This window comes from Pedobacter sp. Leaf132, assembly GCF_920984695.1.
GTDB lineage: Bacteria > Bacteroidota > Bacteroidia > Sphingobacteriales > Sphingobacteriaceae > Pedobacter.
Window position 1 is genome coordinate 487,024 of the sequence record NZ_CAKLBO010000002.1, and the last position, 13,132, is coordinate 500,155.

At 35.9% G+C, this 13,132-nt stretch carries 11 protein-coding genes; 2 read left to right on the forward strand and 9 right to left on the reverse strand.

The genetic code is table 11. The features are described from left to right. Positions 1-50: 50 nt before the first annotated feature. Positions 51-401, reverse strand: coding sequence for a GIY-YIG nuclease family protein (locus LUA86_RS05925; protein ID WP_231459689.1), 351 nt, complete (start codon positions 399-401; stop codon positions 51-53). A gap of 133 nt (positions 402-534) precedes the next feature. Here LUA86_RS05925 and LUA86_RS05930 point away from each other — a divergent pair, with 133 nt between their 5' ends. Further along, complete coding sequence (locus tag LUA86_RS05930) at positions 535-1,311, forward strand: LexA family transcriptional regulator (protein WP_231459690.1); 777 nt, start codon at positions 535-537, stop codon at positions 1,309-1,311. A gap of 67 nt (positions 1,312-1,378) precedes the next feature. Further along, positions 1,379-1,828 (forward strand): DUF4890 domain-containing protein, encoded by a 450-nt coding sequence (locus LUA86_RS05935; RefSeq protein WP_231459691.1) that lies wholly within the window; start codon positions 1,379-1,381, stop codon positions 1,826-1,828. A gap of 71 nt (positions 1,829-1,899) precedes the next feature. Here LUA86_RS05935 and LUA86_RS05940 read toward each other — a convergent pair whose 3' ends face one another. From LUA86_RS05940 to LUA86_RS05975, 8 genes are all read right to left on the reverse strand, one after another. Next, the gene (locus LUA86_RS05940; protein WP_231459692.1) at positions 1,900-2,592 is read right to left on the reverse strand and encodes a GDSL-type esterase/lipase family protein; all 693 of its coding nucleotides are present in this window, start codon (positions 2,590-2,592) and stop codon (positions 1,900-1,902) included. Positions 2,593-2,601: 9 nt separating this feature from the next. Further along, a complete protein-coding gene (locus LUA86_RS05945; RefSeq protein WP_231459693.1) occupies positions 2,602-3,501 on the reverse strand; it encodes a glycerophosphodiester phosphodiesterase family protein in 900 nt (299 codons plus the stop codon). Positions 3,502-3,514: 13 nt separating this feature from the next. Beyond that, the gene (locus LUA86_RS05950; protein WP_231459694.1) at positions 3,515-4,927 is read right to left on the reverse strand and encodes a calcineurin-like phosphoesterase family protein; all 1,413 of its coding nucleotides are present in this window, start codon (positions 4,925-4,927) and stop codon (positions 3,515-3,517) included. A gap of 54 nt (positions 4,928-4,981) precedes the next feature. Beyond that, entirely contained in the window at positions 4,982-6,487 is a 1,506-nt protein-coding gene (locus tag LUA86_RS05955) for a DUF5689 domain-containing protein (RefSeq protein ID WP_231459695.1), read from the reverse strand. Positions 6,488-6,504: 17 nt separating this feature from the next. Further along, positions 6,505-8,073: a SusD/RagB family nutrient-binding outer membrane lipoprotein gene (locus LUA86_RS05960; RefSeq protein WP_231459696.1), complete on the reverse strand. Its 1,569-nt coding sequence runs from the start codon at positions 8,071-8,073 to the stop codon at positions 6,505-6,507. A gap of 10 nt (positions 8,074-8,083) precedes the next feature. After that, positions 8,084-11,392, reverse strand: a complete 3,309-nt coding sequence (locus tag LUA86_RS05965) for a SusC/RagA family TonB-linked outer membrane protein (RefSeq protein ID WP_231459697.1) — start codon at positions 11,390-11,392, stop codon at positions 8,084-8,086. 486 nt (positions 11,393-11,878) lie between these two features. Next, on the reverse strand, positions 11,879-12,199 hold the full coding sequence (locus LUA86_RS05970) for a hypothetical protein (protein ID WP_231459698.1): 321 nt from the start codon (positions 12,197-12,199) through the stop codon (positions 11,879-11,881). 2 nt (positions 12,200-12,201) lie between these two features. Then, a complete protein-coding gene (locus tag LUA86_RS05975; RefSeq protein ID WP_231459699.1) occupies positions 12,202-13,101 on the reverse strand; it encodes a sterol desaturase family protein in 900 nt (299 codons plus the stop codon). Positions 13,102-13,132: the final 31 nt, after the last annotated feature.

Genomic DNA, 13,132 nt, shown 5'->3' on the forward strand with positions numbered 1-13,132 from the left:
GTTAAAAAAATCGCATCTGTTTAAGGTGCGATTTTTTTATGTATGATATTTTATGATAAACTCGTAAAGGATAATTTAACCTGGTTGGTTATATTTCTGTGCAAAAGGATATTTTCGAAATCCAAACCAATAGTTAAATCTATCCAATCAGGATTGCAAGAACGTACCAAACGCTCTTTTTGCACGCGTGTAAATCTACTTACTAATTTAAAACGGCTCAAAGCTTGTTCTTCAGTTTTAAATTCTTCAAAATAAACTAAACGGGTTAGTTGCTTTCCATTATCAAAAAATAAGTTTGGCATCTGCTTATAAAAATCTAAAGTCTTCATTAAATCAGAACTCATGCCAACATGCATACTAGTACGATTTCTGTCGGTAACGATGTAAACAAACTTTTTCATAATAACGAATTTAAAATTAAAAACTAATCTATTTAGTATACCCTCTTGCAAATCAAAATAATATTACTAACTTTATGAGCATAAAATTACTAACTATTTTAGTAATTCCAAATTTATTTTAAAATTTATTTTTATGTCGAATATTTCAAATAATTTAAAGTACCTAAGGAAGAAAAAGGGCCATACGCAGCAGCAATTTGCTGATATTATGGAAATTAAAAGATCGCTAATTGGTGCATACGAAGAAGACCGGGCCGAACCAAAATATGATTTGCTAAAGAAAATAGCAGAATATTTCGATTTAACCATTGATGAATTTATCAATGAAAAAATTTCTGATAGCTGGAAACCGAAACCTAAAAGCCAGGGTTCAAATCTTCGGGTTTTAAGTATTTCTGTTGATGCAAATTATAGAGAAAATATTGAGCTTGTACCCGTTAAAGCTAGTGCAGGTTATTTAAATGGTTTTTCTGATCCGCAGTACATAAGTGATTTACCAAAATTTCAACTGCCAATTCCTGCCTTACGCCAGGGAACTTTCCGTGCCTTTGAAATTATGGGCGATAGTATGTTGCCTGTTCAACCAGGAAGCGTAATTATAGGCGAATATTTGGATAACTGGAACGAGGTTAAGACTGGTGAAACTTACATCATTATAAGTAAAAATGAAGGCGTAGTTTATAAACGTGCAGGCAATCGTTTCAGAGAAAATAAAGATTTAAAACTTGTTTCTGATAATAAAGTATATGATCCTTATACAATAGCTGCAGATGACATACTCGAAATTTGGAGTGCAAAGGCTTATATTTCAACATCATTACCCGAACCAGCACCAGACCCAACCATGGAAACTTTAACCCAAATGATGGCACAGATGCAAAAATCAATTTCTCAGTTAAATAAGAATTAACAAATTTTAACAGTTAGCGATTAAACCGTTTTCATGTTTTAGTATCTATTAGATAAAACACATAAACATGAAAAAATTAATTTTAACAATGGCAATTGCAGTAATGGGTTTTACTGCAGTTTTCGCACAAGATTCGACACTTAGAGCAAGAAGACCAATGCCAAATCTTACCATTGAGCAAAGAGCCGAAAGAGCCACCAATGCAATGGATAAGAAACTAAGTTTAACAGCAGACCAAAAAACAAAGGTTTATGCTATTGAATTAGATAGAGCAAAGAAAATGGATGTTTTTAGAAATGAAGACAGGTCTGCTATGAAAGATAAAATGAAATCAAGAAAAGCAGATATGGACGCTTCAAAAACTAAATTAGATAACATTTTAACTGCAGAGCAAAAAACAAAGCTTGATGCTTTTAGAGCCGAAGCAAGAGAAAGAGGTGATAAGATGAGAAAAGGACCAGGAAAGCCAAGAAAAGATAAAGCTCCGGTTGTTTCAAACCCTCCTGCTCAAGGATAAAAATAAATTTTTAATATTATAAATAAAGCGTTCCATATTTTTCGGAACGCTTTATTTATTTACAGCAAATGCTATTTCAAATAGCCTGTAGAGTTTAAAAAATCTGCCCAAACCCTATATCCTTCTGGTATAAGATGGAGCCCATCTTTAGTAAGTTCGGCACGTAAATGCTTATCCTTATCTGTAAATTGTGAATACAAATCAACTACAGTAACCTTTTTGGCGGCAAGCTTTTTTATTTCCGTATTTAACCAAAGGATGTGTTCATCTTTTCCGTAATGATTTTTAAATTTATCGAAAGCACTATTTACGGGCAAAAGCGTATTAAAATATATCTGCGTTTTTTTTGAGCCTTTTCTTATCCGGCTAATCATTAGTTTATAGTTTTTCAAAATCACACTGTCAGGAATATTTCTCGAAACATCATTAATCCCAATAAGGATAAAAACCTTTGCTGGTTTACCATCAATAACTTCTTGTAGCCTTTCTAAAACACCAAAAGTGATATCGCCAGAAATACCTCTGTTTTTTGCTTGCGGTAGATTTAGTAATTTGGCCCAATCTGTACCTGCCGTAATGCTATTCCCTAAAAAAATATAATCTTTTTTCGATTTCGGTTCAGCTTTAAACTTAGAAACCAATTCTACGTATTTACCCGGCCTGTATGTGCTGTCCCATTTTACGGTCTGGCTTTTAACATCTGCCGAAAAGCAAAAAGTTAGCGTTGCTAAAAAGATTAATAATTTAAAAGAAATAGCTTTCATAGTTTTGTTTTATTTGGATTGAATCAGTAAATCCGGGTAATCTGAAATGATACCATCTACACCTAATGCCCTTAAAGCCTTAATATCTGCAACCGTATTTGGTGTCCAGGGAATAACTTTTACGTTATCAGCATGGGCTTTTTTAATTAAATCTTCGTTAACGATTTGCCAAACCGGACTCAAAATAAAAGGTTTGTAACCCAAATCTGCAATATTTTCTTCGTATGTTTTCTTATTCGCGACTAAAAATGAGGTTCTGACATTCGGATATTTTTCATGGAGGATTTGAATGGTTCGTTTATCAAATGATTGAATAACAACATAAGGTGTAATTCCTTTCTTTTGAATTACATCCATTAAAAGTTTTACAAAAACCTCTGGTGTTGGATTTGTAATTCCATCGCCTGCTGCACTGCATTTAGTTTCAATATTATAAAAAAACTGTTGTCTTTTATTTGCTTTAATATCTTTCTGAACGGCATCAATTAAATCAGATAATAAAGGAATATAAGTTTTAATCTTTTGCTGATTTGGGAAACCCGGTAAATCTTTAGAACCTAAATCAAAAGATTTTAGTTCTTTATAATCCATCTGAAAAACCGGATATTTCTTTGAATCAGCGGCTGAAATATCCTTTCCATCAGGTGTGCGCATAAACGCCGGACTTAAATAATCATCATGCGTAACCACAACTTTTCCATCTTTAGTAATGTGTGTATCCATTTCTAAAGTGGTTATACCATCAAGTTTCATGGTATTTTGCATAGCTAAAATTGTGTTTTCGGGCCATAGGCCACGCCCACCACGATGCGCCTCTGCACTAAATTTAGGAAATTCTGCAACTTGAGCTGATGCATTAACTGAACCCATTGCTAATAAAGCAACAATAATTTTTTTTGAAGTTTTCATCTTTTGAAATAAATTAACCTTTAAACTCGGATTCAAATTTTTCTCCAAAACGATCTGTTGCAACAACTTTTACATTTTTTACTGAAGGTTCGAAATGTGCTACAAACAAATGGTCGGTTTTACTTGGCTCCGGGAATGTTCTTCCGGCAGGCAATTTATCACCCTTATATAAACTCACTGATAAGGGATCGTAACCTTTTTTCTGTTCTAAAGCACCCATTGCTTTTCCATCCAGAAAATATTCTACTTTCCATTCCGGGTCCCAATTCCAAACGTTTGCAATTAAACGTTTTTGATTTGTTAATTCATCAACATAAACATGAACCTGCTCCTTTTTATTTGAACCTGTTGGATGATAATACCATTTTAAGTTTGTTCCATCAACTTCATAAACACCATATCCTCTTGGTGTTCCATCCTCACAGATTGGACCAGTCCACCAGGCGCCACAAACCGCACCATGATTGTGCTCAAAAATTCCGTTGGTAATTACGTTTCTATTGTAATGGGTATGCCCAGACATGATGTGCACATTTGTAAAGCCATTTAAAACCGCATAAAAATCTGTGTTATTTTTTACAGCATTATGCACCGGAATATGAAGATTTATAATCAGTAAAGCATCTTTTGCTACGTATTTCAAATCTTTGGCAAGCCAATCTAGCTGTTGCTGATTTATATAACCATCGTAATTTCTTTCAGTGCCCAAATAGCGAACATCATCTAAAACGACATAATGCGCCTTGCCCCTATTAAACGAATAATAAGTTGGTCCGTAGTGCTCTTGAAATGTTTTATCAGATGTTTCATCTCCACCCAATCTGTAATCCATATCATGATTGCCTAATGCCTGAAAAAATGGAATGCCCATTTTTGCAACTGCTGTATTGTAATCTGTAAAAAGTTCGTGGTTATCCCAAACAATGTCTCCAACAGTTATTCCATGAACAGGAATTTTCGGGTTCATTGCCTTGATGGTTTTAATCGTATCCGGAACAGAGGTTTCCATCATTTGAGCTACATCTTTTTTGTTTTTTACCTGAGGATCGGCCCAAATAATAAAATTATGTTTTTCATCTTTAAACTTAAGCGGATTTAATTCGAAGTTTAAATTAGTTTTACCGATTGCACTTTCGTAGTATTTAGCAATATGGCTTTCTGTTTTAAACTCGTAACCCGAAGGTGTACTTATCCAAACAAATTTGGCTAAAGGGTTTATATCAATAGTGTAGTTACCAAGCCTATCACTTTGTACAACATTAAAACCATCAGAAACTATAACGCCAGCAATTCCTTTGCCTTTACTTGTGATTTTACCTGATATATTATTATCTAAAAAAGTTGAAGAGAACGGAAACGCTTTAAGGCTTACAAATAAGGTTGTACCAAGTAAGGTCGACTTTTGGATAAATGATCTTCTATTCATTAGGATGTTTATAATAGACAAGCCACCTGATTTAGATGGCTTGCCTTTATTTTATTAATTTGTTATCGTGGTAAATCCAGCAGCTTGCTCTATAGTTGATAAAGGCGATGTTGGGGTTAATGTAATGTTTGTTGCGGTTCTACCAGTACTCCAAATACCTGTTGCAGCATTGTAAACCCCGCCTAACATTGTAAAGTTACTTGTACCTGGGAATCCAAATTTATTGGTATTTGTACCTCCACCGTAAAATGCCACCACCTTTTTGTTTTGAATGGTACTGTATTTATCAGTGTTTGTAATTCTGTAGCCAACTTCGGGCGGTCCGGCAGAATAAACTGCTCCATTACCACCATACATAATAACATCTAAAGGAACAGAAGTACCGGTTACCGTAAGCCCGTCGAAAACGGCTATACCTGCAACGTTTCCGCTATTTGCAAGTAAATTTGTGGTTGCGGTTCCAAAACCATCGCCATCTACAGTTGAGTACTGCTTACTTGCAATCCACGCTGCAGCACTTATATCAGTTGAACCAGCACCCCAAATCACTTTATTACCACCAACATAGCAGAATTGACCTTTTCTAACCGTACCAGAATTGATGTTAATTTTATAAGTTCTGATGCCACCTAATGCCCAACCGGTTGCCGGCGCTGCTAAAATACCTGCATTATTACACACTACTATCGAGAATGGCGTCGTAGCAAAATTGATATCTCTTGTTGCCTTAAACTGGATGTATTCATAATTTGCATCACTACCAGTTGGGTCGGTTAAATAACCTGTTATAATTAAAGCTGATGGCTTGATTTCTGGCAATGCGAAAATATCATCAGTAGTTCTTGGCCACAGTTGCATACCAGTTGAGCTCGAAAAGGCAATACCTGTATAATCTGCAAAAGGGATAGCTTCTTGTTTAGCATATGTTGCATTGGCTTCAGTATGAACTATAGCCGTTCCAAAACCATCACCTATGGTTTTATTGCCGCTAAATACATCACCTTGTGCAGGTTCAGGATTCATTTTTCCTTTACTGATGGTGATTAATGTACTTTCATAAAACGTTGGTCGGGTAGCTAACATTCCGGTATTAACGGCTCTAACTATAATATTCCGGCCACTGGCTTTTTTTTCTATACCTGTTGCAGTAACGCCTTCAATTTGCAGATTACCATTTACTCTTTTAAGTGTTGTGCCTGTTACGCTCACATGAACAGAATCTCCCGGGACATATTTACTAGCCTCCGCACCTACATTAAAAGCGATTCCTCTTAACGAATCTATTCCGTTACCGGCTATCCTGCTATTTTGCACAAGTAATAATCCGGCAGGAATATTAAGGCCCGATTGATTTGAAACAACAATGCCTTTTATAAAATTAGCGCCGCCAAGATTATCTTCATTAAGTTGTAAATCTGAACCTTTAAAAAGTTTACGCAAATCGAAATTTGAAATATATGGACTAACGGATACCTTGACATAATCGGTATCGCGTTTACATCCCATCCAGGTACCGCAGATTACTGCTAACGCACCATAAAATAATATTATCTTCTTCATACTGTTTTTAGATATGATTAAGGTTTTTGCCACCAAACTAGTGTGTTAATATCATCAGCACCTTGAGATGCGACAGCATTTTTATAACTGGTTGGGTTTGTTGATTGTGTAACTAATGGATAATTTAATCTCGCAGGCATTCTACCTCCGTTTGCCAATCCTGTTCCTTTAGGAATAAATGGATGGCCAGTACGGCGATACTCAATCCATTGTTGGAAATCGACTAAGAATAAAGCATAATATTTTTGAAGATGAATGGATTGCAACTTGCTTGGCGAATTATTTGCAGTATTATTTAGAGGTAAACTGTTGTTCCACTGAATGTCTGCCGCAACTACATAGCTTGCTAAAGCAGGGTCTGAAGCCGAAGTAAACAAAGTTGGAACCCAGTAATTAATTGCATCTGCTATCCCTTTCATGTAGTAACTCTCGCCTGTTCCGGTAATCCAGCCTTTTGCTGCAGCTTCGGCTAAAATAAAATCAACCTCTGCACAGTTCATAATTATACCCGTATTAGCAGCGGTTTGTAAAGTAACGCCTGCATTTTGAGAATCTGAATAGAAGTAAGATTGTTTTAACACAGATGTACCCGCATCATAACCACTTGGCACACCAATTAAGCCGGCTGGACCAGGTGCTATACCGAATCGGCTTACGCCATTTACACCATAGGTTCCGCTTACACGAGGATCATTCCAAATGGCTAAATTTCCAATAAAAAAATCTGTAATTGCTGGTGTTCTAAAATCAACCGCTCTCACATTAATCATAAAAGGAGAAGAATAAACTGCTGTGCTGCTATTGGTTCCGTTCCATAATATTTTAGCTGTGTGTGTGTTGTTTTCCATAATAGGATAACCCGCCTTATTGGTATCTGCTATTTCTTTTATTTTAGAAATTACCTGGGCACTTACTTCGGCTTTGCCGGATATACGTAGCAATAAACGTAAGTATAAAGAGTTACCAAATCTACGCCATTTACTAATGTCGCCCTGGTAAACCGGGTCGCTACTTGTAACGATAGATTTCCCTTCGGATAACAATTTATTTGCTTCTTCAAGTTTATTAAATAAATCAAGATAGATATCTTTTTGCTTGTCGAATAACGGTTCGTAATTCCCTTCTTTACCTTGATTTGCCTGCGAATAAGGAACATCGCCGTAAACATCAGTCAATAATTGAAAAACCCAGGCCTGAGCAATTAAAGATATACCTTTGTAAGATGCATTTAACGATTCAGGCTTATTGGAAATTGTGTAGATATCTCTTAAATTAGTTAATTCAGGACACCAGTTATTCCAGGTATAATCTGCCCAGGTGCGCCTAACGTCATACCTAAAAACACGCCCTTCTGCATCGTTCAAATCAACAGTTACCTGCATCAACTCATTATTAAAATTACGGTTACGAACCATATTTGCAGATAATATATTGACCAATGATGGCGCTAAAAGCTGACTTGCCTTTACCGATGATTTTCCAATCGGGTCTGTATTAACTTCGTTAAAATCTTTTTTGCATGAGCTTATAGATAAACTAATTACGCCCAGCAATATATAATTGGTTATTTTATTTATAGTTTTCATTTTATTTCAATTATAAGCCCACAACTAAACGCACACCATAAGTTCTGGTAGATGGTAACTGACCCGTTTCAAAGCCTTGAACGATATCAGTTCCGGATAGTGTTCCAAACTCAGGATCGAAAGCCGGCCATGGCGACCAGATGAAAAGATTACGACCGTAAGCACCAATGGTCATTTTTGTGAAACCAATTCTTTTTAAGAAATTAGGATTGAAAGCATAAGTGATATTTGCTTCTCTGAATTTTAAATAATCGGTTCTGAAAACACTACCCTCCGCCTGGTCTGAACCGTAAAGTGATGTGTAAAAACTTTCTAAGTTTGTAGCAACAACATCATTAGGGCGATAAGTTCCGTTTGTATTTTGTATTACTCCATCACCCACTACACCATTATATCTACCAGGTAATGTTAAGTTTAATTTACCCAAAGATGCCATTCTCGAAAAAGTTAATGAATGTGCTACAGCACCTAATTGAGCATCGAACAAACCGTTAACACTGAAACTACCATAAGTAAGAGTTGAACCAAAACTGAATCTGAATTTCGGCATTGTATTACCTAAATAAACTAATCCGGTGCTGGTTTTTGCGTTTCCGGTTACGGCATCGTAAACAATCTGGCCATCTGGAGAACGTAGATAACCATTACCAAATAAATCGCCCATACTGCCCCCAACATTGGCAACAATTTGCCCGCCACCTAAAGCACCGGTTCTTAATACAACAGAGCTATCTGCTAATTCAACAATTTTATTTCTGTTAGCAGTAAATGTTCCGGTAAGGTCCCATTTAAACTTGCCCGCCTTTATTGGCGTTCCATTAACGGCAAGCTCGATACCTTTATTCTCTACCTTACCAACATTAAACACGGCAACATTGTAACCTGTTGCCCTATCAACAATACGGCTTAATATTTGATTTTTGGTATTACCAAGGTAAGCTGCAAAATCGAAATTTAAGCGATTTTTAAATAAACGCAATTCAGTACCAACTTCAATCGTGGTGGTTTTTAGTGGCTTTAAATTCGGATTTGGCAATATCGTTGGGTTAGACATGGCGCTATCCGGATAAATGCCATTTGATGCAAGATTATAGTTGTAGGCTGTACGGTAAGGCGTTGTTCCACCGCTACCAACCTGAGAAACTGAAGCCCTTAGCTTAAAGAAACTGATTTGACTTGGCATTTTCCATAAATCAGAAGGCACAAATGAAACACTTGCCGATGGATAAAAGAAACCAACATTATCTGTTCTGAATGGCGTAGCTAATGTACTGCTCCAATCCTGACGGCCAGTTAAATCTAAATACAAGTAATTTTTATAACTGAATGATATGGCCGCATAAAAACTGTTAATTCGATAACGTGCCGTATCAGGTACAGAAACCAATGGACTAGCGTTATTCGTTAAACTGTAATCGCCTGGCGTAACTAATCCATCAGCACGTAATTCTGATTTTTTATACTCGTTACGCATTTGGCTACCACCAATATTCGCGTTCATCCTTAAATTCTCAGTTATTTTTTTATCGTATCTTAGTAAGAAATCGGCATTAACTTCATACGAGTTAATATCCTGAATACGATAAGAACCTTGTGCAAATTTGTTTCCTGCAGCATCAAACGGACGTTGCGTTTCTCGGATATCATGATTATAATCTATCGAACCTCGAACCAATAAACTTAATTCATCGGTAAATTTATAATTGGCTTGTAAACTACTCAAGGCACCATTTCTACGCTGCTTGTTTAAGTATTGTTCTGAAATTGCATAAGGACTTTCAGGGTTTGTAGTTGTAATGTTTACAAACTGAGTTCCAACTTTATCAACCGCCCAATAATCGCGATACCAATCTGTGTTTACATTCGGTTGCGCAAACATAAACCAATACATTAACGATTGGTTTCCATATCCTGTTGCCGGTAAATTATCGCTATGCCTATTGTTATAAGCTATTTTAAAATTCAAGCTTAATTTTTTGGTTACATCAGCATTTGCTGAAAAAGAAGCTGACGTACGCTCTAAACCTGTGTTCGGAACAATCCAGGAGTTATCTCCATGACTTGCCGAAAAACGCATTCCAACTTTTTTATACGTTCCATCTAAACTAACAGAATTTGAGGATTCAAAACCGGTTTTAAAGAAAGCATCAACCGGATTTTCGTACGCTACCCAAGGCGTTCTGGTTAAACCTCTGGTTTTAGTAGCAGGGTCATATTGATAAAACATACCTCCATTTGCAAATGGTGCACCCCAACTTGCACTGGTTCCGTTTGTGCTTCCACCATCTTCTGTGTTACCATAAGAAAAATATGAAACGCCAAATTGCCCTTGTCCAAATTGATTTTGAACATCAGGTCCGCGGCTTACCTGCTCCCATGTACTGTTTGAAGTAAAAGTTATGTTAAGTTTTTTACTGTTTTTACTACCAGATTTTGTTGTGATGATAATTGCACCGTTCGCCCCTCGCTGGCCATACAATGCCGATGCTCCAGGACCTTTTAAAACAGTTACATTTTCAATATCATCTGGGTTTAAATCGTTTAAAGCAGAACCAAAATCCGGTGGCATGATATCACCTGAAGTTCCGTAAACACCGCCAGATGAGGCTGCAGTTCTTCTGGCCGAGCTACTTGCAACAACACCATCAATCACAATTAGCGCTTCATTATCACCCGTCAGGTTATTCTCTCCACGTAAAATAATTTTATTTGATGCAGCCGGACCGCTATTTCTAACCAGGTTTAAACCCGCTACTTTACCAGATAAAGCATCTGTCCAGTTGCTGGCTACAGCATTTGTAAAAGCACTGCTGTCAACTTTTGTTACTGAATAACCCAGTGCTTTTTCTTCACGCTTAATACCCAAAGCGGTTACCACCACATCCTTTAACTGACTTGAAGATGATTTTAGCCTGATTACCGCATTATTTTCATTCGCATTAAAGGTTCGGCTAACTACAGTATAGCCAAGCATGTTAAATAAAATAGTAGTACCTTTTTGTATGGTGATTGAAAAATTACCATCGTTATTAGTTGTTCCAAGCACTCTTCTGTTATTATCACTTATTGTAATACCAATTACAGGCTGATTGTCGTCTTCATCCAGCACCTTACCTTTTACAGTAATATTCTGATTGTTTTGCTGAGCAAATAAATCCTGACTGTAAAGAGGAAAAGCTAAAAGGAATAAAAGCAGCGTTTTTATCCATAAATGAGATGGGATAAACTGTCGGTTTTTCTTGCAATCTTCCGGACCACTTTTTCTTGCAAAGAAGCTGCAAAGAAATCCTGATTTCTGTTGGGTAGAGTTTTTGTTCATAAATTGTTTAAATCCGGTTAGTAATGCTGATTATAGGAATATTAATTTTTGTTTTTTTTCGAGCCGGATTACCGGCAAAATAAGCCCACCTACATTAACATAATATTAACTAACTGTTAAAATCTGCAACCTTGCCCTTTTTAATTGCGATTTGTTAGTTTTTTATTTCTTAATGTTTCGTTAATAAAATTATGAAAACAAATCGAAACTAAAAATAATTTAAACTCATGTTAAGCGTATAAAATCATTATGAAGATTTTTACAAGCCAGTTAATGATATGTTAACATGAGCAAAACGGTCAAAAACGAATAAAAACAGCCATTTGGAGGCTAAATGATTAAATTATCTCTAAAATTAAATGCAGTAATAATTTTGTTACCAATCATAAACCAGATAAACAGAAACAAGTTTATTTGAGCGCTTTTACGAAAGCATAGCAGTTGTAACAATACTGTAGGTTAGAAAAATCGAAAGATAAAGAAATACTATTTTGAAGTTTTTTGGTAATCTAAAACATATTTATAGTATTTATCGCTAAGCGAAAAAACCCGTTCCAAAACAATGAAAAGCAAAACTGGAAGGGCTAAATATTCAATAATATTAAAGCTGTAAAAAATATAGGCTGTTGTCAAAATCAATCTAAAACATTCTAAGTAATAAATCCACCTTCTTTGTTCTAGCAAAGCTCCGATATTGATTAATGAAAGAAGTATGAAAGTAAGAACTGCAGCGCCATCCAGGGCAGATAGTTGTTTAAAGAAAAGTGTTGTAAGCGTTAATAACCCTACAACAATCACAAGCTGCAAATTCAGATAAATTTAAATTGTATTGGTTTAGTTTGTTTCTTAGCCTGATGATATTTTTCTTCGAGGTAAGGCCTAATATTTTGGTCCATCAACGCCGGGCTGCCAAAAACTGCATTAATTTTTCCTTTAAAACTTGTAGCACGTTTGCAGGCCTCTAAAATCTCTAAATAATAATGAAAGTGCTGCCACAAAAAGCTATAACTTTTAATAGGGTGCGTTAAACCATATTTTGGAGCTTCTTCTTCGGTTTGGAAAGTACCAAAAAGCTTATCCCAAAAAACAAAAACGTCGCCATAATTTTTATCAAGATATTTTTCATCTGATGCATGATGAACTCCATGAAGCGATGGGGTAATAAAAATATGTTCAAGCCATCCTAGCTTACCAATTAGTTGTGTGTGCGTAAAAAATGAGTAAGCGCCGTGGGCGAGCAAAATTGTAATTATCATATTTGGATGAAAGCCAATTAAAGGCAGAGCACACCAGAACACATTTCTAAAAACTGCCTGGATTGTTGTTATCCTTGCCGCCGTGGTAAGGTTAAATTCTTCGCTTTGATAATGTACAATGTGTGCTGCCCACAAAAAGTTTATTTCATGCCCAAGTCTGTGGTACCAATACCAAACTAAATCTGTAGCCAATAATAAAATAAACCACATGTACCATTTATCAGAAATATTGAAAATTGCGTAATTATTATAAACCCAAAAATAAACCTGGTAAAAACTTGCTGCGATAAATAAATTTAAAAGTCGCTCTGCTATGCCGATACTAAAATTAGCCACCGAACTTTCGTATTTAAAAACGGTTTGTTGCTTTCTATGCTGAGCAACTCTATATTCAATAAAAACAAAAAGAAAAAATGCAGGTATTGCAAAGGCCAGATAGTTAATGTGCGACATGTTAATTATCATTTTTTAGTGAAACTATGCA

Bases quoted from the DNA above. Each gene is read 5' to 3' on its own strand.
- LUA86_RS05925 (WP_231459689.1), bottom strand. From the start codon at position 401: ATGAAAAAGTTTGTTTACATCGTTACCGACAGAAATCGTACTAGTATG.
- LUA86_RS05930 (WP_231459690.1), top strand. From the start codon at position 535: ATGTCGAATATTTCAAATAATTTAAAGTACCTAAGGAAGAAAAAGGGC.
- LUA86_RS05935 (WP_231459691.1), top strand. From the start codon at position 1,379: ATGAAAAAATTAATTTTAACAATGGCAATTGCAGTAATGGGTTTTACT.
- LUA86_RS05940 (WP_231459692.1), bottom strand. From the start codon at position 2,592: ATGAAAGCTATTTCTTTTAAATTATTAATCTTTTTAGCAACGCTAACT.
- LUA86_RS05945 (WP_231459693.1), bottom strand. From the start codon at position 3,501: ATGAAAACTTCAAAAAAAATTATTGTTGCTTTATTAGCAATGGGTTCA.
- LUA86_RS05950 (WP_231459694.1), bottom strand. From the start codon at position 4,927: ATGAATAGAAGATCATTTATCCAAAAGTCGACCTTACTTGGTACAACC.
- LUA86_RS05955 (WP_231459695.1), bottom strand. From the start codon at position 6,487: ATGAAGAAGATAATATTATTTTATGGTGCGTTAGCAGTAATCTGCGGT.
- LUA86_RS05960 (WP_231459696.1), bottom strand. From the start codon at position 8,073: ATGAAAACTATAAATAAAATAACCAATTATATATTGCTGGGCGTAATT.
- LUA86_RS05965 (WP_231459697.1), bottom strand. From the start codon at position 11,392: ATGAACAAAAACTCTACCCAACAGAAATCAGGATTTCTTTGCAGCTTC.
- LUA86_RS05975 (WP_231459699.1), bottom strand. From the start codon at position 13,101: ATGTCGCACATTAACTATCTGGCCTTTGCAATACCTGCATTTTTTCTT.